This is a genomic window from Streptomyces natalensis ATCC 27448 (genome assembly GCF_000935125.1).
In the GTDB taxonomy this organism is placed as follows: domain Bacteria; phylum Actinomycetota; class Actinomycetes; order Streptomycetales; family Streptomycetaceae; genus Streptomyces; species Streptomyces natalensis.
In genome coordinates, this window is record NZ_JRKI01000061.1 from 1 (window position 1) to 25,121 (window position 25,121).

Consider the following 25,121-nt stretch of genomic DNA (forward strand, 5'->3'; position numbering starts at 1 on the left):
GGTTGGCCTTCCAGGCTTTCGCCTTTTCGACCTTTCCGACTTTAGCAGATCCGCGCCTTGCCGTTTCCCTTTCGGATTACGGTTCGGCGGAATTGATTTCCCGTCGGAGGGGGGTGCCTTTCGGCGATCCGACTTTAACAGAATGTTGTGGGTCGGAATTCCGCCACCGTCCGGAGAGGCGTTCCGCGCATGCAAGCGCGGGGTGCTTCCCGTTTGGGCGGAGCCGTAAACCTACTGGAGCGGGGTGCCCGGATGCAAATCCGGGCACCCCGCTCCTACTTGAGGGCGTTCGTACGACTTCGTACGGGCGTGAGCGTCAGACCTCGACGACCACGGGGAGGATCATCGGGCGGCGGCGGTAGTTGTCCGACACCCACTTGCCGACCGAGCGGCGGATCAGCTGCTGGAGCTGGTGGGGCTCCGTGATGCCGTCCTGGGCCGACTTGGCGAGGGCTTCTTCGATCTTGGGGACGACGGCGGAGAAGGTCGCGTCGTCGATGCCGGAGCCACGGGCGTGGATGTTGGGGCCGCCGACGGTCTTGCCGGTGGTGCTGTCCACGACCACGAAGACCGAGATGATGCCTTCGTCGCCGAGGATGCGGCGGTCCTTGAGGTGGGTTTCCGTCACATCGCCGACCGAGAGGCCGTCGACGTAGACATAGCCCGCCTGGACCTTGCCGGTGATCTTGGCGACGCCGTCGACGAGGTCGACCACGACGCCGTCCTCGGCGATGACGATGCGGTCCTTCGGTACGCCGGTCAGGGCGCCCAGTTCGGCGTTGGCCCGCAGATGGCGCCATTCGCCGTGCACCGGCATCAGGTTCTTCGGCTTGCAGATGTTGTAGAAGTACAGCAGCTCGCCGGCCGAGGCGTGGCCCGAGACGTGCACCTTGGCGTTGCCCTTGTGGACGACGTTGGCGCCCCAGCGGGTCAGGCCGTTGATGACGCGGTAGACCGCGTTCTCGTTCCCCGGGATGAGGGACGAGGCCAGGATGACGGTGTCGCCCTGGACGATGCGGATCTGGTGGTCGCGGTTGGCCATACGGGAGAGCGCGGCCATCGGCTCGCCCTGGGAGCCGGTGCAGACGAGGACGATCTCGTCGTCCGGGAGGTCGTCGAGGGTCTTGACGTCGACGACCAGGCCGGCCGGGACATTGAGATAGCCCAGCTCGCGGGCGATGCCCATGTTGCGGACCATCGAGCGGCCGACGAAGGCGACGCGTCGCCCGTACTCGTGGGCCGCATCGAGGATCTGCTGGATGCGGTGCACATGGCTGGCGAAGCTGGCGACGATGATGCGCTTCTGGGCACTGGCGAAGACGCCGCGCAGCACGTTGGAGATATCGCGCTCGGGCGGGACGAAGCCCGGCACCTCGGCGTTGGTCGAGTCGGACAGGAGAAGGTCGATGCCCTCCTCGCCGAGCCTGGCGAACGCCGGGAGGTCGGTCAGGCGGCGGTCCAGCGGGAGCTGGTCCATCTTGAAGTCGCCGGTGTGCACGACCATGCCCGCGGGGGTGCGGATCGCGACCGCGAGGGCGTCCGGGATGGAGTGGTTGACCGCGACGAACTCGCAGTCGAAGGGGCCCAGCCGCTCGCGGTCGCCCTCGGCGACCTCCAGCGTGTAGGGGCGGATGCGGTGCTCCTGGAGCTTGGCCTCGATCAGGGCGAGGGTCAGCTTGGAGCCGATCAGCGGGATGTCCGGCTTCTCGCGCAGGAGGTAGGGGACGCCGCCGATGTGGTCCTCATGGCCGTGCGTGAGCACGATGCCGTCGATGTCGTCGAGGCGGTCCCGGATGGACGTGAAGTCCGGCAGGATCAGGTCGATTCCGGGCTGCTCCTCCTCCGGGAAGAGCACTCCGCAGTCGACGATCAGCAGTCGGCCGCCGTACTCGAAGACCGTCATGTTGCGGCCGATCTCCCCCAGGCCGCCGAGGGGGGTGACGCGCAGGCCGCCCTTGGGAAGCTTCGGCGGAGCGCCGAGCTCGGGATGCGGATGACTCAAAAGACTCTCCTCACCACACGCGCCACGCTGCCGTCGAGGCACGTGGCGCGCATGACATTCGTGCACTTGCTGTGTGGCGGTTGTTGGTCCGTATTCAGTTGTGAAGTCTGTGACTAGAGCTGTACGCCGCCGGCCGCGAGGTCGCGCTTGAGCTGCTCGGTCTCCTCGGGGGAGAGCTCGACGAGCGGCAGGCGCAGCGGTCCGCCGGGCAGGCCCTGGAGGCCGAGGGCGGCCTTGGTGGTGATGACGCCCTGCGTGCGGAACATGCCGGTGAAGACCGGCAGCAGCTTCTGGTGGATCTCGGTCGCCTTGGTGACGTCGCCGTTGAGGTGGGCGTCCAGGAGGGCGCGCAGCTCGGGGGTGACGACATGGCCGACGACGGAGACGAAGCCGATGGCGCCGACCGAGAGCAGCGGGAGGTTGAGCATGTCGTCGCCGCTGTACCAGGCGAGGCCGGAGCGGGCGATGGCCCAGCTGGCGCGGCCGAGGTCGCCCTTGGCGTCCTTGTTGGCCACGATCCGGGGGTGCTCGGCGAGCCGGACGATGGTCTCGGTGTTGATCGGGACGCCGCTGCGGCCGGGGATGTCGTAGAGCATGACCGGCAGGTCGGTGGCGTCCGCGATGGCCGTGAAGTGGCGCAGCAGGCCCTCCTGCGGGGGCTTGCTGTAGTACGGGGTCACCGCGAGCAGGCCGTGGGCGCCGGCGTCCTGGGCGGCGCGGGCGAGCTCCAGGCTGTGGTGGGTGTCGTTGGTGCCGGCTCCGGCGACGACGAAGGCGCGGTCTCCGACCGCATCGACCACGGCACGGACCAGCTGGGCTTTCTCGGCGTCACTGGTGGTCGGTGACTCTCCGGTGGTGCCGTTGAGGACGAGGCCGTCATTGCCGGCGTCCACCAGGTGGGCGGCGAGCTGCTGCGCGCCGTCGAGGTCGAGGGCGCCATCCGCCGTGAACGGCGTGACCATGGCGGTCAGCACCCGCCCGAAGGGGGTCTGCGGTGTGGAAGTCGGAGCCATGGGTCCCACGCTACTCGTAGCGCACCGCGGGGTGCGCGTCTGGGGAGCCGGGATGTGGACTCCGGCACTGCCTGCTCGGGGGTTCAAGCAGTGCCGGGTCCGTTTGTTCAGAGTAGATGAACTTCTCAAAATGCCGCAATCCGGACACTTCGCACGTCAGTACTTGCACGGGCGGTGCCCGGCCCGGCGTTCGTCGCCTTACGGAGCGATGCGGCCGTTCGCGTTGAATGCGCCGTAGGTGAGCGGCATGAGCTTGGCCCAGTGGGCCTCCATCTGCTCGCCGACCATCTCGATCTCGCGCTGCGGGAAGGACGGGACCTTGGCCAGTTCGTGCTGGGTGCGCAGGCCCAGGAAGTGCATCAGCGAGCGGGCGTTGCAGGTCGCGTACATCGAGGAGTACAGGCCGACGGGCAGGACGGCGCGGGCCACCTCGCGGGCGACGCCCTCGGCGAGCATCTCCTGGTAGGCCGCGTACGCCTGGCGGTAGCTGTCCTCCATGACGCGGGTGGTCAGCTCGTGCTGCGCCGGGGTGCCCTCGACGAATTCGTACTTGCCGGGACGGCCCTGCTGAACGAGCTTGCGGGACTGCCCGGGGACGTAGAAGACCGGCTCCAGCTGGCGGTAGCGGCCGGATTCCTCGTTGTACGACCAGCCGACGCGGTGCCGCATGAACTCGCGGAAGACGAAGATCGGCGCGCTGATGAAGAAGGTCATGGAGTTGTGCTCGAAGGGGCTGCCGTGGCGGTCCCGCATGAGGAAGTTGATCAGACCCTTGGAGCGCTCGGGGTCCTTCTGAAGCTCCTCCAGGGACTGCTCGCCGGCGGTGGAGACGCGGGCCGCCCAGAGCACGTCGCTGTCCGAGGCGCTGTGCTTGACCAGCTCGACCGTCACCTCGCTGCGGAAGCTGGGGGCGGCATCGGCTGCGCTCTGCGTGCCTGGGGTGCTCTCGTCGGGGGTGTGGGACACCGGCGGTTCCTTCCGTTCGATCCTCGTCCGGCGCCCAGCCTACGGGCCACCACTGACAGCCGGGGAAAGGTCCGGAAATGGCCCCTGATGCCGTGTTAGCCGCAAAACGGGCCCCCCGGTGAGCGAGGAGCGGGGCGGGGGTTGATATTTTTCACAGAAGTCACTGAAAACGGGCACCAAAGGGGCGACGACGACGTCTAACCCTGTGACAGTGCCCACTTCGAGGTTCCTAGGAGAGCCCGCTCATGTTCCGCCGGCGAGAGCCCGTCCCGTTCGCCTTCGTAGCCGAGGCAGACCGGTTCCGCAGCAATGTCACTCCCCCGCCGCGCCAGCGCGCCTCCCGTACGCAGCTGCTGGGCCATTCCCTGATCACCCTCACCGTGGTGGGCGGCCTGGCAGGCGCCCTGCTGTTCGGCCTTCCGTCGCTACAGCAGGACGGCTCGGGGCCGAGCCGGGTGCATCAGTCGGAGGCGGCACACCGCTGAGTGGTCCGGGCGGAGCGCAAGAGCGAGTGGTTCCGCTCCGCCCGGCCCGCTAGCCTCACCGGTCACAGCTTTCCGTATGCGTGCCATTGTGAGGTTCCGCCGTGCCCCTCCCCTTCCTGACGGCCGACCGTGACCTCGATGGCCACGGCAGCCCGGAGGATCCGGCCGCACCCGTGCACACCGGGCCCGGCCATTGGCGCCGTCCCTACCGCCCCGGACCGTGGCGGGTGGGGACGGCGGCCGTGTTTTTCCTGCTCGCCTCGTTCGTCCTGCTCTCGGCCATGATCATCGGTCTGGCCGGTTCGCTCACCGGGGCCGCGGTCTGCGGGGCGGTGGCGGCGCTGCTGATCGTCTTGGCCCTGCGGATGCTGCGTGTGGGGGTGTGGGTGAGCGCCCATGGGCTGCGGCAGGTGGCGCTGCTGCGGACGACGACCGCCCCCTGGAGCGCGGTCGCCGCGATCCGTACCGTGCAGCAGCCGGTGCGCTGGCTGGGCCTGCCGCGTACGGTGCAGGGCCAGGCCGTGATCGCCCACCGCGCGCCCGAGACGGCGCCGCGGATCCTGATCACGGACCACGACGGCGATTTCCAGTCACGCCCCGAGGCGTTCGAACGGGCGGCGGATGTGCTGGAGGCCTGGGCGGCGGAGTACCGGGGTGGGGGAAACCTTTAAGGTTCCTGCTCCGCCCCGTCCGACGTCAGGCCCGTACCGGCTTCCCCTCGCGCAAGGCGATGGCGCGCTGCATCGCCTTGCGGGCGCGCGGGGTGTCGCGGGCGTCGTGGTAGGCGATGGCCAGGCGGAACCAGGTGCGCCAGTCGGTGGGGGACTGTTCGGTTTCGGCGCGGCGTTTGGCGAAGACCTCGTCGGCGGAGTCGCGGTCGATGCGGCCGCCGGGGGTGCGGCGGAGCTCGTCGACGGGGAGTCCGCCCTCGGCCTCCAGTTCGCGGGCCAGGAGGCCGGCCTTGCGGGCGAACTGGGTGGTGTGCCAGAGGAACCACACGCCGATGAGCGGCAGGATCAGGACGGCGACGCCGAACGTGACCGTGACCGCGGTGCCCTGCTCGATGAGCAGGACGCCGCGGCTGCCGACCAGGCCGAAATAGACGACCAGGACGGCCGCCAGGACGAAGTAGGTGATCTTTGCGCGCACGGTGGGTTCGTCCGTCAGCCGAGGTCGAGGAAGTTTTCCAGGCCCATGGTCAGGCCCGGGGTGGTCACGACGCGGCGTACGCCGAGCAGGATGCCCGGCATGAAGCTGCTGTGGTGGAGGGAGTCGTGGCGGATGGTGAGGGTCTCGCCCTCGCCGCCGAGGAGGACCTCCTGGTGAGCGAGGAGGCCGCGCAGCCGTACGGAGTGGACCGGGATGCCGTCGACGTCCGCGCCGCGGGCGCCGTCCAGGGCCGTGGTGGTGGCGTCCGGCTGCGGGGCGCTGCCGGCCTCCTTACGGGCGGCGGCGATCAGCTGGGCCGTACGGGCGGCCGTGCCGGAGGGGGCGTCCGCCTTGTTGGGGTGGTGCAGCTCGATGACCTCGACGGACTCGAAGAAACGGGCCGCCTGCTGGGCGAACTGCATGGTGAGCACCGCGCCGATGGAGAAGTTCGGGGCGATGAGCACACCGACCTCTGGCGAGGCGGCGAGCGAGGTGTGCAGCTGCGCGAGGCGGTCGTCGGTCCAGCCGGTGGTGCCGACCACGGCGTGGATGCCGTGCCTGACGCAGAAGTCGAGGTTGCCCATCACGGCGCCCGGGTTGGTCAGCTCGACGACCACCTGGGCCTCGGCCTCCACCAACGTCTCCAGCTTGTCGCCCCGGCCCAGGGCGGCGACCAGCTCCAGGTCCTCGGCGGCCTCGACGGCCCGTACGGCCTCCGAGCCGATGCGGCCCTTGGCGCCGAGTACGGCCACGCGCAGCTTGCTCATAACGGTGTCCAGCTCTCTCTTCGTGGTACGGGGGCGTACGGCCCCGGCTAGGCGACGGCGTCGTCCAACCGGGCCGCCTGCCGGTCGTTCAGCGGGCCGATGACGGACAGCGAGGGGCGGGCGCCCAGGATCTCGGCGGCCACCTCGCGGACCTCGTCGGGGGTGACGGCCGCTATCCGGGCGAGCATCTCGTCGACCGACATCTGCTCCCCCCAGCACAGCTCGCTCTTGCCGAGGCGGTGCATCAGCGCGCCGGTGTCCTCCAGGCCCAGCACGGTGGAGCCGCGGAGCTGGCCGATCGCGCGGTGGATCTCGTCGTCGGTCAGGCCCTGGGCGGCCGCCTGGGCGAGTTCGTCGCGGCAGATCGCCAGGACGTCGTGCACCTGGTTGGGGCGGCAGCCCGCGTAGACGCCGAACAGTCCGCAGTCGGCGAAGCCCGAGGTGTAGGAGTACACGCTGTAGGCCAGGCCGCGCTTCTCGCGGACCTCCTGGAAGAGGCGGGAGGACATGCCGCCGCCGAGGGCCGTGTTGAGTACGCCCATGGCCCAGCGGCGGTCGTCGGTGCGGGACATCCCGGGCACACCGAGGATGACATGTGCCTGCTCGGTCTTGCGGCCGAGGTGCTCGACGCGGCCGGCGGTGCGGATCGCGCGGTTGCCGGAGCGCGGGCCGATCGGGGCGGCGTCCGTACCGCTGAGGGCCCCGGCCCGGTCGAAGGCGCGGCGGACGAGGCGGACGACCTTGGCGTGGTCGATGTTGCCCGCGGCGGTGACGACGAGGTGGGTGGGGTCGTAGTGCTTCTTGTAGAAGCGGCGGATGCGCGGGGCGGTCAGGGCGTTGATGGTGTCGACGGTGCCCAGGACCGGGCGGCCGAGGGGGGTGTCGCCGAGCATGGTGTGCGCGAACAGGTCGTGCACGCAGTCGCCCGGGTCGTCCTCGGTCATCGCGATCTCTTCGAGGATGACGCCGCGTTCGGCGTCCACGTCCTCGGCGTCTATCAGCGAACCGGTGAGCATGTCGCAGACGACGTCGATGGCGAGGGGCAGGTCGGTGTCGAGCACGCGTGCGTAGTAGCACGTGTACTCCTTGGCCGTGAAGGCGTTCATCTCGCCGCCGACGGCGTCGATGGCGGCGGAGATGTCGAGCGCGCTGCGCTGTTCGGTGCCCTTGAAGAGCAGGTGCTCCAGGTAGTGCGTGGCGCCGTTGAGCGACGGGGTCTCGTCGCGGGAGCCGACGTGTGCCCAGATGCCGAAGGTGACGGAGCGGACCGTGGGCAGCGTCTCGGTGACCACGCGCAGGCCGCCGGGAAGGGTGGTCCGGCGGACCGTGCCGGCGCCGTTGGTGCCCTTGAGAAGCGTTTGGGTACGGGCGACGGCCCGCCCCTCCGAAGAGGGGCGGGCCGTCGTCCTGTGCGTACGGGACGTCACTTGTCGGCGTCGTCCTTCTTCTCGGCGTCGCCGTCCTCGCCCTCGATCACGGGGATCAGGGAGAGCTTGCCGCGCTGGTCGATCTCGGCGATCTCGACCTGGACCTTGGCGCCCACGCCGAGCACGTCCTCGACGTTCTCGACGCGCTTGCCGCCGGCCAGCTTGCGGATCTGCGAGATGTGCAGCAGGCCGTCCTTGCCCGGGAGCAGCGAGACGAACGCACCGAAGGTGGTGGTCTTGACGACCGTGCCCAGGTAGCGCTCGCCGACCTCCGGCATGGTCGGGTTGGCGATGCCGTTGATCGTGGCGCGGGCGGCCTCGGCGGCCGGGCCGTCGGCGGCACCGATGTAGATGGTGCCGTCGTCCTCGATCGTGATGTCGGCGCCGGTGTCCTCCTGGATCTGGTTGATCATCTTGCCCTTGGGGCCGATGACCTCGCCGATCTTGTCCACGGGGATCTTGACGGTGATGATCCGCGGGGCGTTGGGGGACATCTCGTCCGGGACGTCGATGGCCTCGGTCATGACGTCGAGGATGTGCAGACGCGCGTCGCGGGCCTGCTTGAGGGCGGCGGCCAGCACGGAGGCCGGGATGCCGTCCAGCTTGGTGTCCAGCTGAAGGGCGGTGACGAACTGGCGGGTACCGGCGACCTTGAAGTCCATGTCACCGAAGGCGTCCTCCGCACCGAGGATGTCGGTGAGGGCGACGTAGTGCGTCTGGCCGTCGATCTCCTGGGAGATCAGGCCCATGGCGATACCGGCGACCGGGGCCTTGAGCGGCACACCGGCGTTCAGCAGCGACATGGTGGAGGCGCAGACCGAGCCCATGGACGTCGAGCCGTTGGAGCCCAGCGCCTCGGAGACCTGACGGATCGCGTAGGGGAACTCCTCGCGGGTCGGCAGCACCGGCACGATGGCGCGCTCGGCCAGCGCGCCGTGGCCGATCTCGCGGCGCTTGGGCGAGCCCACGCGGCCGGTCTCACCGACGGAGTACGGCGGGAAGTTGTAGTTGTGCATGTAGCGCTTGCGGGTCACCGGGGAGAGGGTGTCCAGCTGCTGCTCCATGCGGAGCATGTTGAGGGTGGTGACGCCCAGGATCTGGGTCTCGCCACGCTCGAACAGGGCGGAGCCGTGCACCCGCGGGATGGCCTCGACCTCGGCGGCGAGCGTACGGATGTCCGTGACGCCGCGGCCGTCGATGCGCTTCTTCTCCTTGATGACGCGCTCACGGACCAGGGTCTTGGTCAGCGAGCGGTACGCGGCGGAGATCTCCTTCTCGCGGCCCTCGAACTCCGGCAGCAGCTTCTCGGCGGCCAGACCCTTGACGCGGTCCAGCTCGGCCTCGCGCTCCTGCTTGCCGGCGATGGTCAGCGCCTGGGAGAGCTCGTCCTTGACGGCCTTGGTCAGCGCCTCGAGGACGTCGTCCTGGTACTCCAGGAAGACCGGGAACTCGCCGGTCGGCTTGGCGGCCTTGGCGGCGAGGTCGGCCTGCGCCTTGCACAGGACCTTGATGAAGGGCTTCGCGGCTTCCAGACCGGCGGCGACGACCTCCTCGGTCGGGGCCTCGGCGCCGTCCTTGACCAGCTGGATGGTCTTCTCGGTGGCCTCGGCCTCGACCATCATGATCGCGACGTCGCCGTCCGGGAGGACGCGGCCGGCCACGACCATGTCGAAGACGGCGTCCTCCAGCTCGGTGTGGGTCGGGAAGGCGACCCACTGGCCGTTGATCAGGGCGACGCGGGTGCCGCCGATCGGGCCGGAGAAGGGCAGGCCGGCCAGCTGCGTGGAGCAGGAGGCGGCGTTGATGGCGACCACGTCGTAGAGGTGGTCGGGGTTGAGCGCCATGACCGTCTCGACGATCTGGATCTCGTTGCGCAGGCCCTTCTTGAAGGACGGGCGCAGCGGGCGGTCGATCAGACGGCAGGTGAGGATCGCGTCCTCGGAGGGGCGGCCCTCACGACGGAAGAAGGAGCCGGGAATCTTTCCGGCTGCGTACATCCGCTCCTCGACGTCGACGGTCAGCGGGAAGAAATCCAGCTGGTCCTTCGGGTTCTTGGAGGCGGTGGTGGCCGACAGCACCATGGTGTCGTCGTCCAGGTACGCCACGGCGGAGCCGGCGGCCTGCTTGGCCAGGCGGCCCGTCTCGAAGCGGATGGTGCGGGTGCCGAAGGAACCGTTGTCGATCACGGCTTCGGCGTAGTGGGTCTCGTTCTCCACCAGGAATATCTCCTCGTTTGCGTCCGTTGCCCGTGTGGCAGCGGACCTTCTGCGGTGGAGCGCCGTGCGGGCCGGTCTTCGATCGAAGCTCCCGGAGATCTCCGGGGGCCACTACCGAGGACCGGCGGCCAGGAGGCGCTCCCCTGCGTTCGCTTTCGCGATATGGCACCAGACTACAAAGCTTCCGCCCGCCACGGGATGGCGACGGTGTCCGGCGCGTACGGCAAAGGGAGCGGCCCCCGGTGGGAACCGCTCCCTTTACGGCGTCTTACTTGGCGCCCGCCGCACCGCGGCGGATGCCGAGGCGCTCGACCAGCTGGCGGAAGCGGGTGATGTCCTTCTTCGCCAGGTACTGGAGCAGGCGGCGGCGCTGGCCGACCAGCAGCAGCAGACCACGGCGGGAGTGGTGGTCGTGCTTGTGGGTCTTGAGGTGCTCGGTCAGGTCCGAGATGCGGCGGGTGAGCATCGCGACCTGGACCTCGGGGGAGCCGGTGTCACCCTCCTTGGTGGCGAACTCGGTCATGATCTGCTTCTTCGTAGCGGCGTCGAGCGACACGCGGTACTCCTTGGGGTTCCGGTCCTTGAGCGCCCCTGGTTTACGTCACAGGGAATCTTGGATGACTCGAGCGGACCGTCACACAGCGTACCAGCAATGAAACGGCCCCCCGACCGGGTGGTCGGGGGGCCGCAGCCGGGTGACGGCGGAGGCGCTAGTTGCCGGTGAGGCCGCGCACCTTGTTGTAGACGTCCAGGACCGCCAGGCACAGCGGGACCAGGGACAGCAGGACCAGGCCGTCGAAGATGTCGAAGATCCGGCCCCAGAAGGGGGTGACGCCCTTGCGGGGGACGACCAGGCCGACGCCGACGAGGACGGCGGCACCCACCGCGATGCTGCTGGAGAACCAGACGGTGCGGATGTTCAGCGGACCGGAGTCCTGGTACGTCTGGAGCTGGACGAAGATGTCCATCGGCGGGTGCAGGACGATGCCCAGGATCAGCAGGACGATGGTCAGGATGCCGGCGATGGTCAGGCAGGCGACCTGCGCGGTGTAGTCGAAGAGCCGGGCGCGCAGCATGATCGTGATGCCGGCGGTCATCGCCAGCAGCTGGGCCCACATGTTGTCGGAGAAGCCGAGGACGATACCGGCGGAGCCGACGACCAGGGCGGCGCAGCCGGCGACGAGGCCGAGGAGCAGCTCGTGGCCGCGCTTGGCCTGGTTGCCGATCTTGACGAAGTCGACGGACTCGGTGTCGCCGCCGCCCTCGAAGGAGCCCTTGGCGATCTGGTCGGGCGACTTGTAGCCGATGGGCAGCCGGGCGAAGCGGGCGGACAGGCCCGGCAGCCAGGCGACCATGGCGATGGCGACGACGGCGGTGACGGCGGCGACCTCGCTGGGTGCGGCGTCGGTGAGGATCGCGCCGAAGACGGCGAGGGTGCCGATGGCGGAGAGGAAGGCGGCGGCCACGAAGGGGGCGTCACCGCGGGGCAGCAGGACCACCAGGAGGACCGAGGCGATCAGTACGGTCACGCAGCCGACCAGGAGCTGGAGGCGGCCGGGGCCCTCGGTGGGGTCGCACGGGAAGATGCCGGAGCCGGCGATCAGCAGATGCGGCAGGGCGGCCAGGCCCAGCGCGATGGAGGAGCCGTGGTCGTCGTAGACGCGGGCGCGGACGCCGGCCAGCGCGACCAGGACGATGCCGACGACGCCGGCGATGATGCCGGGCAGGCGGTGCATATCGCGGTCGACGGGGTTCGAGAACCACAGCGCGAACGCCATCATGACCAGCAGCAGCACGCCGGCGGTGAGGCCGACGGTGTGCATGAGGTCGTCGCTCCAGCGGCTGCGGTTGCGCTTGACCGCGGAGGCGACGGCGTCGGAGACGTCGTCGAAGACCGGGAGCGGCAGCGATTCGGCGAACGGCTTCAGCAGCAGCAGGTCGCCGTCGAGGATCTGCTGCTGGGCGAGTGACTGTCCGGCATCGAGTACCGTGCCGTCGCGGCGTACGAGGTGGTAGCCGGTCGGTGCACCCTCGGCCTGGGACTGCCCGGAGAGCCGCAGGATCTCCGGATAAATGTCGACGAGTGCGACGTCCTCCGGCAGAGCCACATCGATCCGTGCATCCGGCGCGGCGACTGTGACCCGGCAAAAGCCGGTGCCAGTGCTCGTGCTCACCTGGCGGTTCCCCCTATCCGTTGGGCGTTTTGTCGCTTCGCGCGCCGTTTATATCGAGCCTTCTCTTGCCAGGCCATGGCGCGCTTGCGAGGCGTCAGCGTACCGTCCGATTCGGCGACTGCCCCACCCACCCCGAGACTTGACGGTTAACAGTAGGATCAACGCCTGGTTCGGGCCAACCAAGAACTTGGCTCGGGGGGACCGTCGAATCCAACGGGGGCGGTCCGAGACTGCGAGATGCATGAAGGACTGATGCCTCGGTGAGCGTTGTCATCGTCAAGCGCCCGCCCCGCGCGCTGCCACCTGAAGTCCCCTCCGAGGAGGTGACACTTGAGGCACCGCCGGAACTTCCCCGCGAAGGGGAGCCGGAGAACCTCTTTATGACCTTTATGCCCATGATGGGCATGGCGTCATCAGCGGGGTTTTTGTTCATGGGCAATCAGCCGTTCATGAAAATCATGGGCGGCTTTATGGTGGCGTCCACTCTGGCAATGGCGATCATGCAGATCGTCAAAGCCCGCCAGGGCCCTTCCGGACAAATGGTCCAGGAGCGCCAGGATTACCTCAAGTACCTGACGCAGAAGCGGAAAGAGGTACGCCGCACCGCGCGCAAGCAGCGCGACGCCCAGCTCTACATCCACCCGGATCCGGCCCAGTTGTGGTCGATCGTGGCCGAGGGCAAACGGGTATGGGAACGCCGGGCGACCGACCCCGACTTCGGGCAGGTACGCCTCGGGCTCGGGCCGCAGCAGCTGGCCACCCCGCTGAGGGCTCCGGAGACCGCCCCGGTCGACGAGCTGGAGCCGCTCACCGCGCATGCGATGAAGGAATTCCTGGACAAGCACGGGCAGTTGGACAGCCTGCCGCTTGCCGTCTCGCTGCGCGCCTTCTATCACTTGACCGTCTCCGGTGACCCGGACACGGTCTACGGCGCCTCCCGGGCGATCCTCGCCCAGCTGTGCACCCTGCACTCCCCCGAGGACCTGGTCGTGGCGGTCGTCGCCGCGCCCGGTGCGCAGGCGGAGTGGGAGTGGACGAAGTGGCTGCCGCAGGTGCAGCACAAGAGCACCGACGGCGCCGGCAGCCGCCGGATGGTCGTCGGCGACCTCGGCGAGATCGAGGAGCTGCTGGCGGAGGAGCTCGACGGACGCGGGCGGTTCAACCCGCAGGGCACCCCGGTGACCGACACCCCGCACGTGATCATCGTGCTGGACGGCGGCGATGTGCCGATGGACTCGGTGATCGCCGGGGCCGAGGGCCTTCAGGGCGTCACCATCCTGGAGGTCGTGCCGGGCGACCTGGACGAGGTCCGCGGTGGTCTGGCCGTCCAGGTGTGGCCGGGCAAGCTGGTGCTGGAGTCGGCGAGCGGTGCGGTCTACCACGGTGTGTGCGACACCCTCTCGATTCCCGAGGCGGAGTCGCTGGCGCGTCAGCTCGCGCCGCTGCGGGCCGGTGCCGGCTCGGACGGCGAGGATCCGCTGCTGTCCTCCATGGACTTCACCGACCTGCTCAACATCGGCGACGCCGGTTCCCTGGACGTCTCGCGCACCTGGCGGCCCCGGACGCTGGCCGAGCGGCTGCGCGTCCCGCTCGGTGTCGACAAGGACGGCCAGCCCGTCATGCTCGACATCAAGGAAGCCTCGCAGCAGGGCATGGGCCCGCACGGCCTGTGTGTCGGTGCGACCGGTTCCGGTAAGTCCGAGGTGCTGCGCACCCTGGTGCTCGCCCTCGCGGTGACGCACTCCTCCGAGACGCTCAACTTCATCCTCGCCGACTTCAAGGGTGGCGCCACCTTCACCGGTATGTCGGAGATGCCGCACGTCGCGGCCGTCATCACCAACCTCGGTGAGGACGTCACCCTGATCGACCGCATGCGCGACTCGATCACCGGTGAGCTCCAGCGCCGTCAGGAGCTGCTGCGCTCGGCGGGCAACTACGCGAACATCACCGACTACGAGAAGGCGCGTGCCGCGGGTGCCCCGCTGGAGCCGCTGCCGTCGCTGGTGATGATCATCGACGAGTTCTCCGAACTGCTGGCCGCCAAGCCCGACTTCATCGAGATGTTCATCCAGATCGGCCGTATCGGCCGTTCGATGGGTGTGCACATGCTGCTCGCCTCGCAGCGTCTGGAAGAGGGCAAGCTGCGCGGTCTGGACACGTTCCTGTCCTACCGGCTGGGTCTGCGGACGTTCTCCGCGGCCGAGTCGCGGACCGCGATCGGTGTGCCGGACGCCTACCACCTGCCGAACGTTCCCGGTTCCGGCATCCTGAAGTACGACACCGAGACGATGGTGCAGTTCAAGGCCGCGTACGTCTCCGGTACCTACCGCGGTCCCGGTGGCGGCGGCCGCGGCGGCAGCGGCGGCGGGTCGACGCAGATGCCGGTGCCGTTCACCGCGGCCCCGGTGATCGAGCAGATCATCGAAGAGCCCGTCATCGAGGTGGACGAGCCGGAGATCGACGACGCGCTGGCCGACACCGTGCTGGACGTCATGGTCCAGCGCATGCAGGGCCAGGGCCCGCCGGCGCACCAGGTGTGGCTGCCTCCGCTGGAGGAGGCCCCGACGGTCAACCAGCTGCTGCCGACTCTCGCGGTCACGCCCGAACGGGGCGTGCACGCGGCGGAGTACACCGCGCTCGGCAAGCTCGTGGTGCCGGTCGCGCTGGTGGACAAGCCGTTCGAGCAGCGGCGTGACGTGATGTACCTGGACTTCTCCGCCGGTGCCGGTCACGGTCTGGTCGTGGGTGGTCCGCAGTCCGGCAAGTCGACCCTGATCCGGTCCACCATCGCCTCGTTCGCGCTCACCCACACCCCGTCCGAGGTGCAGTTCTACTGCCTCGACTTCGGCGGCGGCGGCATGCTGACGATGGAGGGCCTGCCGCACGTCGGCGGGGTCGCCTCGCGTCTGGACGCGGAGAAGGTCCGCCGTACGGTCGCCGAGGTCGTCGGCATCCTCAACGAGCGCGAGGAGTTCTTCCGGGCCAACAGCATCGACTCGATCGGGACCTACCGCCAGCGGCGGGCCTCGGGCGCCTTCCCCGACCAGAAGTGGGGCGACGTCTTCCTGATCATCGATGGCTGGGGCACGTTCAAGACCGACTACGAGCAGATGGACCCGGTGATCCTGGACATCGCCGCCCGCGGTCTCGGTTTCGGTGTCCACCTGATCCTCGGCGCCGCCCGCTACACCGAGGTCCGGCCCGCGCTGCGCGACCAGCTCCTCAACCGTGTGGAGCTGCGCCTGGGTGACCCGATGGAGTCGGAGTTCGACCGCAAGCGCGCGGAGAACGTCCCGATGGGCAAGCCCGGCCGCGGTCTGTCCCCGGAGAAGCTCGACTTCCTGGCGGCGCTGCCGCGGATGGACGGGATGAGCGACCCGGAGACGATCAGCGACGGCATCGCCAACCTGGTGCAGACGGTCAGCGAGAACTGGCAGCACGAGCCCGCCCCCAAGGTGCGGATGCTGCCCACGATGCTGCACGTCAACGAGCTGCCCAAGGGCAGCGACTACCCGGATCACGGCATCGCGATCGGTGTCGACGAGACCACGCTCTCGCCGGCGTTCATCGACTTCGAGACCGACCCGCTGCTGGTCATCTACGGCGAGAGCGAGTCCGGAAAGTCGTCGCTGCTGCGGCTGCTCGCCAAGCAGATCGCCGAGCGGTACCCGTCCGACAAGGCGCTCATGGTGGTCGGCGACTACCGCCGCGCCATGCTCGGCGAGCTGCCCGAGAGCCATCTGTACAAGTACTGCGCCGCGGGCCCGCAGCTCCAGGAGGTCATCAGCGGCCTGGCCGGTTCGCTCGGCCGCCGGATGCCCGGACCGGACGTCACACCGGAGCAGCTGCGCAACCGCAGCTGGTACGACCTGCCGGACGCGTTCATCATCATCGACGACTACGACCTGGTGGCGACCAGCAGCGGCAACCCGCTGATGCCGCTGGTCGAGTACCTGCCGTTCGCCCGTGACGTGGGTCTGCGCGTGATCATCGCGCGCAGCTCCTCGGGCGCCGGACGGTCGTCGTTCGAGCCCGTGATGCAGCGCACCAAGGAGCTCGGCGCACAGGGCCTGATCCTCTCCGCCGACCCGGCGGAGGGCCCGCTGATGGGCAACATCAAGGGTCAGTCGCTGACGCCCGGCCGGGCCACGTTCATCACGCGTAAGCGCGGTGCGCAGCTGGTCCAGACGGGCTGGCTGCCGGGCCAGGGCCAGTAACCGGTCACCCGCACAACGGCGGTGGGGCGTCCCTCCCAGGAGGGGCGCCCCACCGCCGTTTCGTTTCTGTGGTGGGTGCTGCGCGTCCGGAGCCGTCCGGAGGCGCAGCACACCGTACGGGTCAGCCGAACGCGCCGTGCCGGCCGGTGTCCGGGGTGGTGGCCGCCGGGCCCTTCGCCGGCTGGTCCTTCGACTGCTTCGCGGAAGCAGGTGCCGCAGCCGGAGCGGGCGCGGGAGCCGGTGCCGCCTCCGGGACGCCCGGCTCGCTCCGTACGCCCTTGGCGAGGCCCTCGCCGCCGCGCGTCTTGGCCTCGCCGTCCTTGGCCCCTCCGAACGGATCGGACCCGTGGGCGGCCGCGGAGGTCTCCCACTGGTGCGTGACGACCGGTCCCTGGCGCTGGCCGCCACCGCCCTTGCCGCCGCGCTTGGAAAAGGCGCTGCCCAGGCCGTTGGCGAGCTGCCCGAACGCCATGAAGCCGTAGGTCGTCGACCCGTTGCCGGACGACGACTGCGCACCGCCGGCGTTCTGCGGCGCGGCGTGGTCCTGGTCGTCCTTGTGCTCGTCCGGATGGCCGTCCTGCTGCGAGGCGGCGTTGTCGAGGTCCGCGGCGGCCAGTTCGAAGGCCGGCAGCGAATCGTCGACGGACCGCCTGAGGCCGTGCCACTCCGCGGCGAACCCTTCACCCGCCGGACCGTGCCAGTTGGCCGCCGCCGCGGCGCCGACATGGCGGTCCAGATCGCGGACCATGCCGTCCAGGTGCTTGCCCATCTCGCGCCAGCCGGCCGCCGCTTCGTGCAGCGCCTCGGGGTTACGTCGTCGCTCGCTCACTTCATGCCCCCCTGCTTCTCGACGCTCCGCAGGGCGTCGACCAGCTCCTCCTCGGCCGCATGCACATTGGCGACCGTCTCCTTGATGCCGCTGCCGACCTCCGCGAGCCGCTTTTGCAGCTGGGTGAGGGCCTGCTCGGCCTCCTCGTACAGCTCACGGTACGGCCGGGCCGCCTCGTCGCTGCCGAATCCGTCCCGCAGCGCCTCGGCGTCCGCCCGCCGTCTGAATGCGGCAAGCTGCCGGCTCAGTTCTTCTGCGCGGATCTCGAAGGACGCACCGAGCTGGTGCAACTCCTCCGTACTGAGCCGGACTTCGTCGGACATTTTTTCTCCCCGAATTGAATGACAGCTACCTGCCAACATCGCCTCAGGTCTAGCACACCCGCAATAGGGCGTAACGCCGGTGCCGAACAGCGGCCGGGCGGAACGCCGAATGCACCCGGAGCAATATGCGGCAATACCGACAACCCCACCTTGACGACCCGTTCGCGTCCTTCCTTACACTCAGGACACCGGGGCGGCACATGCGGTTGCTGCGACATTACGTCCGAGGGGGCAGGGATGAGTAACGAGCGGGAGATCCAGGACGAGGACCTGATGGATGTCGCCCATGACCCGGAGCAGGCAGCACGGCTGCGCAAGGCGCTGAAGGTCCTGGAGTCGAACCCCAACGTGGGCGGCAAGCTCCAGGAGATGGCCAAGGAGGTGCTCTCCGGCCGGATCAGCATGAAGGACGCCATCGAGACGCCGGGCTACATGGACGCACTCGGCGACCGGCTCGACACGATCCGGCAGGCGGCGGAGAACCAGACGCCGGAGGAGCGCGAGGAGGCCCGCGCGAAGTTCGCCGCCTGGCAGCGCGAGCAGGAGGCGAAGGAGGAAGAGGAGCGCGCCGAGCGCGACGCCCCGTCACGGGGCTTCGTCACCGGCTCCTCGCGGCGGGGCGGACCCAGCCACCGGCGCTGATCTCCGCAAGCGGAACGGAAACCCGCGCAAAGAGCGCAAAGATCTCAAAGAGTTCGGGGATCACAGGGATCACAGGGATCACAGGGATCACAACTCCGATACGGCGACACGGAAGAAAGCAGATCGGCCCGCGGAGAATTCGGGCGGATCTGCTTTCTTCCGTACGTGGCGATCCCGGCTGCGCCGGTGGCTTGTGGGGCGGGCTCCGCCCGGAACATAAGATCGAGCCGGTACACGCAGGAATCCACGAAGGTGGAGACGGGATTGATGGGGGACGAGGAAGCGATGAGCGCCGCAGAGGGAGCCATGAGCGCTCCCCGCTACGCACCGCATCCCTACGTCGGCGGGCGCACCGCCGCGCTCCGCGCACTCGCCGCCTGGCGGATGTGCTGGCCCGGCGCTCCCCGCGTCATCGCCCTCACCGGAAACCCGGGCAGCGGCCGCTCGCGCCTGCTCACCGGCTTCCTGATGATGTGCGACCCCGAACACCGCAAGAAGCTGCCGCTGTACGACCTGGACCCGGCCACCGTGCCGCCGGATCTCCCCGCACCCGCCGTGCCCGGCCCCGCGGGGCGCACCGCGGCCCAGGTGCTGGAGCTCCTCGCCGATCACTTCGGCCTCGACGCGGCCCGCAGTGAAGACATCTTCACCGAACTCGCCGCTCTTGAAGAGCCGGTGAGCATCGTGGTCCCGGACGTCGACCGGGCCGGGCCGGTACGCGCCGCCGACGAGCCGGCCCGCCTCGTCGCGGACGTGCTCAAACCGCTCGCCGCCCTCAAGACGGTCCAGCTGCTGGCCGATGTGCCGCGCGCACTCGCCGCGGAGCTGGCCGACGCGCTGCCGAGCGGCCAGGCGCAGATCATCGACCTGGATGCGGCCGAGTGGGCCGACCCCGAGGGCCTGGTGCGGCACGCCGAGACCGCCCTCGGCGACGCCGCCGGAGCGGCGCCGGAACTCCCGTACACCACCGACCCGGTGGCCCGCCGGGCGCTCGCCGAGGCGATGGCCGGGCGGGCGGACGGCAGCCACCTGACCGTCCGGCTGGGCGTGCAGTCGCTGCTGACGGCGCCCGACGGCTTCGACCCGGCGGACGCCTCCCTGCTGCCCGGCAGCATCGGCGAGGCGCTCGATCTGCACGCCCGCCGGCTGGGCTCCGATCCGCAGACCCTGCGGTCGGTCCTGACGCCGCTCGCCTTCGCCGAGGGCGCGGGGCTGCCGGCCCGGCTGCTGGCGCCGCTGGCGAGTGCCGTCGCGGGGCGGGACATGAGCCGGGAGGTCGCCGAGGGGATGCTGCTCGCGGCGCCGTTCATCGAGCCGGTTGCGGACACGGCGGACGAGGCCGACGTCGAGGACGTTTCCGGCTCCGGCGACGGTCCGGCCGCCGACCGCCCCCTGCTGCGCCTGATACACCCCGCCATCGCCGACGACATCCGCTCCGGTCTGCCGGACCCCCAGGACGCCCAGGCCAGAATCGCCATGGCGCTGCTGGAGGCGGTGCCCGAGCAGGACTGGTCCCGGGCCGACCCGTACGTCCGCGACCACCTCGCGGCGCACACCCTTGAGGCCGGTCTGCTCCCCCAACTCCTCACCGACCCGGGCCTGTTCGCGCATGCCGACCCGGTGGTGCTGCGGGCCGCCGTCGAGGCCGTACCGCTGGAGCAGCTGGGCGCACCGGCCCGTACGTATCTGCGGACCGCGCCGCTGCTCACCCGCTCGCAGGCGCCGGTGGTGATGCGGGCGGCGCTGCTGGAGACCGCGTTCGTCGAGGACGGGCTCGGTCCGCACGCGGACGCGCTGCACACCCTCGGACTCGGACTGCCCTGGCGCACCCTGTGGAGCGTCCCGCTGGCCGGTGTGGCCGCGGTGACGACGGGGCTGCTGCCCCCGGAGGGCGAGGGCGCCGACGCGCGCCCGGTGGCGGCCTTCCTCGTGCCCGAGGGCACCCCGGGCTCCCGTCCGAGGCCGGGCGGGGGCAAGGGGGCGCTGCTGCTCCATGATCTGCTGCGGGCCGGTCACGTCGACGCCGACCCTGCACGGGTGCAGCGGCCGTCGCAGGAGGCGGCCGAGGCGGCGCCGTACGGCTTCAGTCCGGGCGCCGACTCTCTGCGGGTGTGGGACCGGCCCAGCCGGGAGGTGGTGACGGTGGTGCTCTCCGACACCCCGTTCACCGGCGCCGACCTCTCACCCGACGGCGTCCTGGTCCTGGCCACCGGGCTCGGCGTGACGGCGCGTCAGATCCTTGCGACCGTGCCCGGCGGCGGGCCGCACCACGGCGCTGGATGACCAGGGCAACCGATGGTCACTGGTCGGCGAGGCAGATGTGGCACGGGTTGTTCTGAGCCACCGCGAGGCGTCGAGAGACTTGTGAAATTCGGGTGGTCGATGTCACCCCCTGGCGCCTTGAACCGAAGAAGCGTCAGTACGATGAGAGTTCACGTTCGCTTATGAAGGGTACCTGACATGGGGGACTCCGGGTTTCGGGTTGATCACGAAACAATCGGAAGTTATGCGTCAACGGTCCAAGCACAGATGGAGCAGCTCAGCCAGATCCAGTCCGCGGTATCGGCCATCCGCCTCTCGTCCACCGCATTCGGCCACCTGCCGAACGCCCAGAACCTGGCCGAGCAGTACAACGAGCACGCGGACGCGAGTCGGCAGAACCTCTCCGACCTCGTGGACGCCCTGTCGAACACGGCAGACGGACTCACGTACACCGCGCAGAACTATGCCGAGCATGACCGTGAGGTCAGCGCTACCTTCGTGCGGGGTGCGTGATGAGTAGGTTTGGCGGCTCGCACCGCTCGCACACTCCGCACCCGTCGCCGTCGCCGTCGCCAACGCCGCACCCGGCACCGACTCCGCGCCCGCAGCCGACCCCGGAGCCGACCCCGACGCCACACCCGGGCCCGACGCCGAACCCGACGCCACACCCAGGCCCGACGCCAAACCCGACCCCGGAGCCGTCGCCAACGCCGCACCCCGGCCCGACGCCACACCCGGGCCCCAACCCGACTCCGGAACCGACACCGAACCCGCACCCGGGCCCCAACCCGACCCCAGAGCCAACGCCGAACCCGGCGCCCGATGACCCCGCGGGGGGCGGCGACGAACCCACCAAGTGGACGGACGGCCTCAAAGAGTTCGGCAAGAGCGCGGGCGGGCCGCTCGGCGAAGGCGTCGGCGAATGGGCCAAGAACAAGCTCACCGGGGGCTCCGAAGAGAACCCCAACGGTGAACCTGCCCCCGGCGGCGAGGCCCCCGGCGGCGAAGGCGGCGGCTACGGCGAACCAGCCCCGTACCCCGCCCCACCGGGCGGCGCCCCGTACGGAACGCCGGGTGGCGAGGCCGGCGGCGGCTACGGCGGCCCAGGCGCCGTCGGCGGCGAGGGCTACGGCAGTGGCGGCGAGGGCGGAGGCTACGGAGTACCCGAGCCCTCGCCCGTGCCCGGAGGCCCCGGCCAGTACTCCACCATGCCCGCCTACGGAGGGCCGCCCGGCGGCCTCGGCGGGTACCCGTCCGGTCCGGGCGGATCCTCGGGCGGCTACCCGGGCGCAACCACGGGCATGACGCCCGCCGGTGACGCCTACGGGTGGATCCGCACGCCCAACCCGGCGCCCATGCCCATGCTCCAGGAGGCGCAGCACCCCGAACGGGGCGGGCTGGGCGGCATGCTGGACGAGGCCGTCGAGTGGGCCCTGGAGAAGTCCGGCCTGCTGGAGATGCTGGAGAAGGTCACCGGTGACCTCGCCCAGCTCAACGAGGCCGCCGACGCGTGGCAGACCCAGGCCAAGGCCGTGCAGCTGGTGGCCGAGGACCTGAGGTCCAGCGCCAACCCCGTGTCCCAGCAGTGGGAGGGGCAGGCGTCCAGCGCCTTCAGCGGTCACATGGGCGAGATCGTCAAGGCGCTCGATTCGACTGCCGAGGAGATGCAGTCGACCGCGAAGATCATCAACTCGGCCGCGCAGGAATGCGCGCAGGCCGAGGGCATGATCATCGAGATCATCAGCGAGGCGATCGAGGCGTTGATCGCCTCCCTCGCCGCCGAGGCCGTGATCGCCGTTCTGACGGCAGGTATCGGCCTGATCGCGGACGCGCTGATCACCGAGGGGGAGATCGCGGTCTTCGTCGCCCGCGTCGCCAAGGTGTCCGAAGAGCTGGCCACGAAGCTGGAAACGCTGCTGAAGTCCCTCAAGGAACTGGGCCAGGCCGTCAAGGCCGTCCGGGGCCTCAAGACCGCCAAGACCGCTCTCAGCGGGATCAAGAAGGTCGAGACGGCCGTCGAGGGGGTCCGCGAGATCGGGCAGGGCGAAGGCATGGTAGCCAAGGGCGTCGCGAAGGCCGACGAGTTCATCACCGGCAAGGTCAATGAGGGCGTCGACAATGTGGTCAGGTCGGGCCTCGGCATCGAAGATGACGACCCCGTGCAGCGGAGCGAAGACCGCAGCGTGGGCGGCTTTGGCAAGGCGGCGGGCAAGTCGGCCTGGGAAGCGGCCAAGGAGGGTCTGACGAGCGACACCAACAAGAACGCCGTCGAGCAGGAGATCCTGCACGACACGGGTCTCGCCCACGACCCGGAGCCCTACCGCGTCGACAAGAACAAGATCGACACGCCCTTCGGGTAAGGGGCGCCGGCCGTCGCTCGGCGGTCAACAACTGAATGACTGAGGGGGCACCGTGGCGTCCACGGTGCCCCCTCAGCGCTTGCTCTGCGGGGAGATGACCTCGGGGCTACATGGCAATCAGCCCAGCAGGGCCGCGCATTGCTGCGCGTCGTCCTTGTCGTACATGTTGAGCGCGATCCACGAGCCATCGCCGAAGGCCAGGTCGAGCCGGTGCGTGAACCAGGAGCCGGGCACATCACGCCGCAGCCCGTAGCCGCCGCGCGGGATCTCGAACAGCCCGAGGGCCTCGTAGACCTGCTCGCGCTGGTAGGCGCGGTGCCGCCCCAGCAGCAGCATCCGCTGGTCGGTCAGCACCAGCGTGAACAGGTCGTGATCGGCCTTGCCCTGATCGCCCGGGGTGGTACGTACGGCCCTCCAGAAATGCCGCGCCGTGCTGTTCTCACCGCCGCTCCACGAGCCGCGGTGGAAGGGCCGGCGCATCGCGCGGTACGCGGCCCGGTCCATGCGCATCCCGAACGTCTCGCGGCGCATGATGCTGGGGAAGATCAGCTCCGCCGCCCACCGGGGCAGAACGAAAACCCAGAACCCTCGCCAGATACCCCACAGGAAGCCCAGGAGGATCCGCATGGGCGCCGATGCGGCGGTCGCCCCCACACCGAATTCCTGGTGGAAGGAGAGCGGCAGGAGAGGATCGAGAGCACCGGGAAACACGCCGATCAGCGTCTCACCGGGGCGCAGATGCGGGGCCGCGGTCTGCTGAAGCGCCGGATGCCCGACGGGCGCGGGGGCACCGCCCCAACCAGGTGTCCCGCCCGCGGGGGCACCACCCCAACCCGGCGTTCCGGGTGCCCCACCAGGGGGCTGCTGGTAGTAGCCGCTCACCGTCACGTCCTCCTCAATTACGCGCAGTAGTTCGACGGCCCAAGCTACCGCAGCGCCCCCTCACCGCTCCCCTCACGGCCCCCCTCAGGGCAGCAGCAGCCAGTCCGCCGCCAGCGCGGACGCCAGGCCGATACCCAGCAGCCAGGTGCCGAGCCGGGTACGCCCGTGCCGACTGAGTTCGATGACGATGCCGCAGAGTACGAGCGCGGCACCGTAGACCCCGACCACCAGCACCGACGTACGCGACGCCAGGCGCGCCACGAGCACCGCCGCCATCGCGGCCATCAGCACGGAGGCCAGGACAATGCGTATTCGTCGGGCCTGACGAGGTGTCAGCCCATCGTGATCGTCGGCAGAGGGCTCTTCCACCTCGGGCTCATCCCCGTCGAGCTCTTCCGCCTCGGGCTTTTCCGCCCCGGGCCGCTCGGCGTCAGGCTGATCAACGCCAGGATCTTCAACACCGTGCTCATCACTGCCGGTTGCGCCACTGCCGGTTTCTCCCATGAGCAGGAATGCTACGGGACGAATGATCGTCCGCATGTTCCACTCCCCCGACACTCGCCCGCCCCGCTCCAGGCCACTGACCAGCGACGCTCCCCCTCAGCCTGCGCCACCAGCAGGCCGGAAGGACGGAATAACCGAATCGCGGTCAAGAACAGCGTCGAGGACGTTCCACGCTTTCCGACCCCCTTCCTCCCCGACGGCTTCAGTGCGCTGCGGTACGTGCCGCCGCCGCGACGTACTCCGCCCAGACGGTCTTGCCCGGACCACCCGGCCGCGGCACCACACCCCATCCGTCCGCCAGGCACCGCACGATCAGCAACCCGCGCCCGGCCTCGGCGAGCGCCCCAGCGCACCACGCATCCGCTACCCCAACTCCGACGGCCGATCCGGCCGATGTAGCCGATGTGGCTGCTGTGACTGCGGGGCCGACCGTGGGCATCCTCTCGCCCCGCGTATCGGACACCTCGACGCGGAATCGCAGCGCGTCGGGAGTCCCGAAAGCGTCCGCCACCCTGAGGACCGTCATGCGCAGCGCGAAATCCCGCCCGGGAACGTGGCCGTGCCGAACCGCGTTGGCGACGAGTTCGCCGACGATGGCGGTGACGGACTCATTGGTCTCGCCGTCGTAGGGATACCCCCACTCGTCGAGCTGGTGCGACGCAAGACGGCGGGCCAGCCGGGCACCACGCGGTGTGGAGGTGAAACGCATCCCGAACTCGCCGATTCCGGCGGCGGTTTCACTGTTTCGGGAAATTGCCCCGGAAGAGCGGACTGTGCTGTTCATGGCCCCCACCCTCCCGTCCGACCCCTACCTTTGACGAGGAGTAATGCGCTGACCACGATGCGTTGTACGCACCGGGAATGCGCGGGTACGCAGCGGGCGGCACGGCCCCGGGAGGGCGG

21 protein-coding genes are annotated in these 25,121 nt (G+C 69.7%); 7 read left to right on the forward strand and 14 right to left on the reverse strand.

What is annotated here, in order from left to right:
- Positions 1 to 316: 316 nt before the first annotated feature.
- From SNA_RS30755 to thyX, 3 genes are all read right to left on the reverse strand, one after another.
- Entirely contained in the window at positions 317 to 2,002 is a 1,686-nt protein-coding gene (locus tag SNA_RS30755; RefSeq protein ID WP_044367832.1) for a ribonuclease J, read from the reverse strand.
- Between the two features lie 113 nt (positions 2,003 to 2,115).
- Positions 2,116 to 3,015, reverse strand: a complete 900-nt coding sequence (gene dapA, locus SNA_RS30760; RefSeq protein WP_030066626.1) for a 4-hydroxy-tetrahydrodipicolinate synthase — start codon at positions 3,013 to 3,015, stop codon at positions 2,116 to 2,118.
- A 198-nt stretch (positions 3,016 to 3,213) separates the two neighbouring features.
- Positions 3,214 to 3,981, reverse strand: coding sequence for an FAD-dependent thymidylate synthase (thyX, locus tag SNA_RS30765; protein ID WP_030066627.1), 768 nt, complete (start codon positions 3,979 to 3,981; stop codon positions 3,214 to 3,216).
- 245 nt (positions 3,982 to 4,226) lie between these two features.
- Between thyX and SNA_RS30770 the strand changes: the two genes are divergently transcribed.
- Together SNA_RS30770 and SNA_RS30775 are read left to right on the forward strand one after the other, a co-directional pair.
- Positions 4,227 to 4,466, forward strand: a complete 240-nt coding sequence (locus tag SNA_RS30770) for a hypothetical protein (RefSeq protein ID WP_030066628.1) — start codon at positions 4,227 to 4,229, stop codon at positions 4,464 to 4,466.
- Positions 4,467 to 4,567: 101 nt separating this feature from the next.
- Complete coding sequence (locus tag SNA_RS30775; protein WP_030066629.1) at positions 4,568 to 5,137, forward strand: hypothetical protein; 570 nt, start codon at positions 4,568 to 4,570, stop codon at positions 5,135 to 5,137.
- Positions 5,138 to 5,162: 25 nt separating this feature from the next.
- Here the strand turns inward: SNA_RS30775 and SNA_RS30780 are convergent, their stop codons facing one another.
- The 6 genes from SNA_RS30780 to eccD all read right to left on the reverse strand — a co-directional run bounded on the left by SNA_RS30780 (position 5,163) and on the right by eccD (position 12,199).
- A complete protein-coding gene (locus tag SNA_RS30780) occupies positions 5,163 to 5,615 on the reverse strand; it encodes a tetratricopeptide repeat protein (RefSeq protein WP_030066630.1) in 453 nt (150 codons plus the stop codon).
- 14 nt (positions 5,616 to 5,629) lie between these two features.
- Entirely contained in the window at positions 5,630 to 6,382 is a 753-nt protein-coding gene (gene dapB / locus SNA_RS30785) for a 4-hydroxy-tetrahydrodipicolinate reductase (protein WP_030066631.1), read from the reverse strand.
- A 47-nt stretch (positions 6,383 to 6,429) separates the two neighbouring features.
- The gene (locus SNA_RS30790) at positions 6,430 to 7,809 is read right to left on the reverse strand and encodes a M16 family metallopeptidase (protein WP_030066632.1); all 1,380 of its coding nucleotides are present in this window, start codon (positions 7,807 to 7,809) and stop codon (positions 6,430 to 6,432) included.
- Positions 7,806 to 10,025 carry a polyribonucleotide nucleotidyltransferase gene (locus SNA_RS30795; RefSeq protein ID WP_030066633.1) on the reverse strand — a complete coding sequence of 740 codons (2,220 nt, stop codon included), beginning with the start codon at positions 10,023 to 10,025 and terminating at the stop codon, positions 7,806 to 7,808. Before SNA_RS30795 ends, SNA_RS30790 begins: the two co-directional genes overlap by 4 nt.
- Positions 10,026 to 10,293: 268 nt before the next feature.
- The gene (gene rpsO, locus SNA_RS30800) at positions 10,294 to 10,581 is read right to left on the reverse strand and encodes a 30S ribosomal protein S15 (protein WP_030066634.1); all 288 of its coding nucleotides are present in this window, start codon (positions 10,579 to 10,581) and stop codon (positions 10,294 to 10,296) included.
- A 154-nt stretch (positions 10,582 to 10,735) separates the two neighbouring features.
- Positions 10,736 to 12,199, reverse strand: a complete 1,464-nt coding sequence (eccD, locus tag SNA_RS30805; protein WP_044367833.1) for a type VII secretion integral membrane protein EccD — start codon at positions 12,197 to 12,199, stop codon at positions 10,736 to 10,738.
- Between the two features lie 260 nt (positions 12,200 to 12,459).
- On the opposite strand from eccD, the gene SNA_RS30810 reads away from it, so the two are divergent.
- Positions 12,460 to 16,416, forward strand: coding sequence for a type VII secretion protein EccC (locus SNA_RS30810; RefSeq protein WP_030066636.1), 3,957 nt, complete (start codon positions 12,460 to 12,462; stop codon positions 16,414 to 16,416).
- A 121-nt stretch (positions 16,417 to 16,537) separates the two neighbouring features.
- Here the strand turns inward: SNA_RS30810 and SNA_RS30815 are convergent, their stop codons facing one another.
- Together SNA_RS30815 and SNA_RS30820 are read right to left on the reverse strand one after the other, a co-directional pair.
- Positions 16,538 to 17,245: a WXG100 family type VII secretion target gene (locus tag SNA_RS30815; protein ID WP_078970322.1), complete on the reverse strand. Its 708-nt coding sequence runs from the start codon at positions 17,243 to 17,245 to the stop codon at positions 16,538 to 16,540.
- The gene (locus SNA_RS30820; RefSeq protein WP_030066638.1) at positions 17,242 to 17,568 is read right to left on the reverse strand and encodes a WXG100 family type VII secretion target; all 327 of its coding nucleotides are present in this window, start codon (positions 17,566 to 17,568) and stop codon (positions 17,242 to 17,244) included. The genes SNA_RS30815 and SNA_RS30820 overlap by 4 nt, the downstream gene beginning before the upstream one ends.
- Before the next feature lie 237 nt (positions 17,569 to 17,805).
- Here SNA_RS30820 and SNA_RS30825 point away from each other — a divergent pair, with 237 nt between their 5' ends.
- The 4 genes from SNA_RS30825 (at position 17,806) to SNA_RS30840 (ending at position 22,832) form a co-directional block, all read left to right on the forward strand.
- The gene (locus SNA_RS30825) at positions 17,806 to 18,210 is read left to right on the forward strand and encodes a hypothetical protein (protein WP_030066639.1); all 405 of its coding nucleotides are present in this window, start codon (positions 17,806 to 17,808) and stop codon (positions 18,208 to 18,210) included.
- A 306-nt stretch (positions 18,211 to 18,516) separates the two neighbouring features.
- Positions 18,517 to 20,493 (forward strand): ATP-binding protein, encoded by a 1,977-nt coding sequence (locus SNA_RS30830; RefSeq protein WP_241779919.1) that lies wholly within the window; start codon positions 18,517 to 18,519, stop codon positions 20,491 to 20,493.
- Positions 20,494 to 20,739: 246 nt separating this feature from the next.
- Complete coding sequence (locus SNA_RS30835; RefSeq protein ID WP_030066641.1) at positions 20,740 to 20,985, forward strand: hypothetical protein; 246 nt, start codon at positions 20,740 to 20,742, stop codon at positions 20,983 to 20,985.
- Positions 20,986 to 21,680: 695 nt separating this feature from the next.
- Positions 21,681 to 22,832: a WXG100 family type VII secretion target gene (locus tag SNA_RS30840; RefSeq protein WP_157880152.1), complete on the forward strand. Its 1,152-nt coding sequence runs from the start codon at positions 21,681 to 21,683 to the stop codon at positions 22,830 to 22,832.
- 117 nt (positions 22,833 to 22,949) lie between these two features.
- Here SNA_RS30840 and SNA_RS30845 read toward each other — a convergent pair whose 3' ends face one another.
- The 3 genes from SNA_RS30845 to SNA_RS30855 form a co-directional block, all read right to left on the reverse strand.
- Positions 22,950 to 23,714 carry a hypothetical protein gene (locus SNA_RS30845; RefSeq protein ID WP_157880153.1) on the reverse strand — a complete coding sequence of 255 codons (765 nt, stop codon included), beginning with the start codon at positions 23,712 to 23,714 and terminating at the stop codon, positions 22,950 to 22,952.
- 84 nt (positions 23,715 to 23,798) lie between these two features.
- Positions 23,799 to 24,254 carry a hypothetical protein gene (locus tag SNA_RS44495; protein ID WP_241779920.1) on the reverse strand — a complete coding sequence of 152 codons (456 nt, stop codon included), beginning with the start codon at positions 24,252 to 24,254 and terminating at the stop codon, positions 23,799 to 23,801.
- A 166-nt stretch (positions 24,255 to 24,420) separates the two neighbouring features.
- Positions 24,421 to 25,002, reverse strand: coding sequence for an ATP-binding protein (locus tag SNA_RS30855; protein ID WP_078970323.1), 582 nt, complete (start codon positions 25,000 to 25,002; stop codon positions 24,421 to 24,423).
- Between the last annotated feature and the right edge of the window lie 119 nt (positions 25,003 to 25,121).

Excerpts from the sequence above, each read along its gene's own strand:
- SNA_RS30830 (WP_241779919.1), top strand. The coding sequence starts at position 18,517 with ATGAGCGCTCCCCGCTACGCACCGCATCCCTACGTCGGCGGGCGCACC.
- SNA_RS30825 (WP_030066639.1), top strand. The coding sequence starts at position 17,806 with ATGAGTAACGAGCGGGAGATCCAGGACGAGGACCTGATGGATGTCGCC.
- dapB (WP_030066631.1), bottom strand. The coding sequence starts at position 6,382 with ATGAGCAAGCTGCGCGTGGCCGTACTCGGCGCCAAGGGCCGCATCGGC.
- SNA_RS44495 (WP_241779920.1), bottom strand. The coding sequence starts at position 24,254 with ATGCGGACGATCATTCGTCCCGTAGCATTCCTGCTCATGGGAGAAACC.
- SNA_RS30770 (WP_030066628.1), top strand. The coding sequence starts at position 4,227 with ATGTTCCGCCGGCGAGAGCCCGTCCCGTTCGCCTTCGTAGCCGAGGCA.
- SNA_RS30835 (WP_030066641.1), top strand. The coding sequence starts at position 20,740 with ATGGAGCAGCTCAGCCAGATCCAGTCCGCGGTATCGGCCATCCGCCTC.
- SNA_RS30855 (WP_078970323.1), bottom strand. The coding sequence starts at position 25,002 with ATGAACAGCACAGTCCGCTCTTCCGGGGCAATTTCCCGAAACAGTGAA.
- SNA_RS30820 (WP_030066638.1), bottom strand. The coding sequence starts at position 17,568 with ATGTCCGACGAAGTCCGGCTCAGTACGGAGGAGTTGCACCAGCTCGGT.
- SNA_RS30840 (WP_157880152.1), top strand. The coding sequence starts at position 21,681 with ATGCCCGCCTACGGAGGGCCGCCCGGCGGCCTCGGCGGGTACCCGTCC.
- dapA (WP_030066626.1), bottom strand. The coding sequence starts at position 3,015 with ATGGCTCCGACTTCCACACCGCAGACCCCCTTCGGGCGGGTGCTGACC.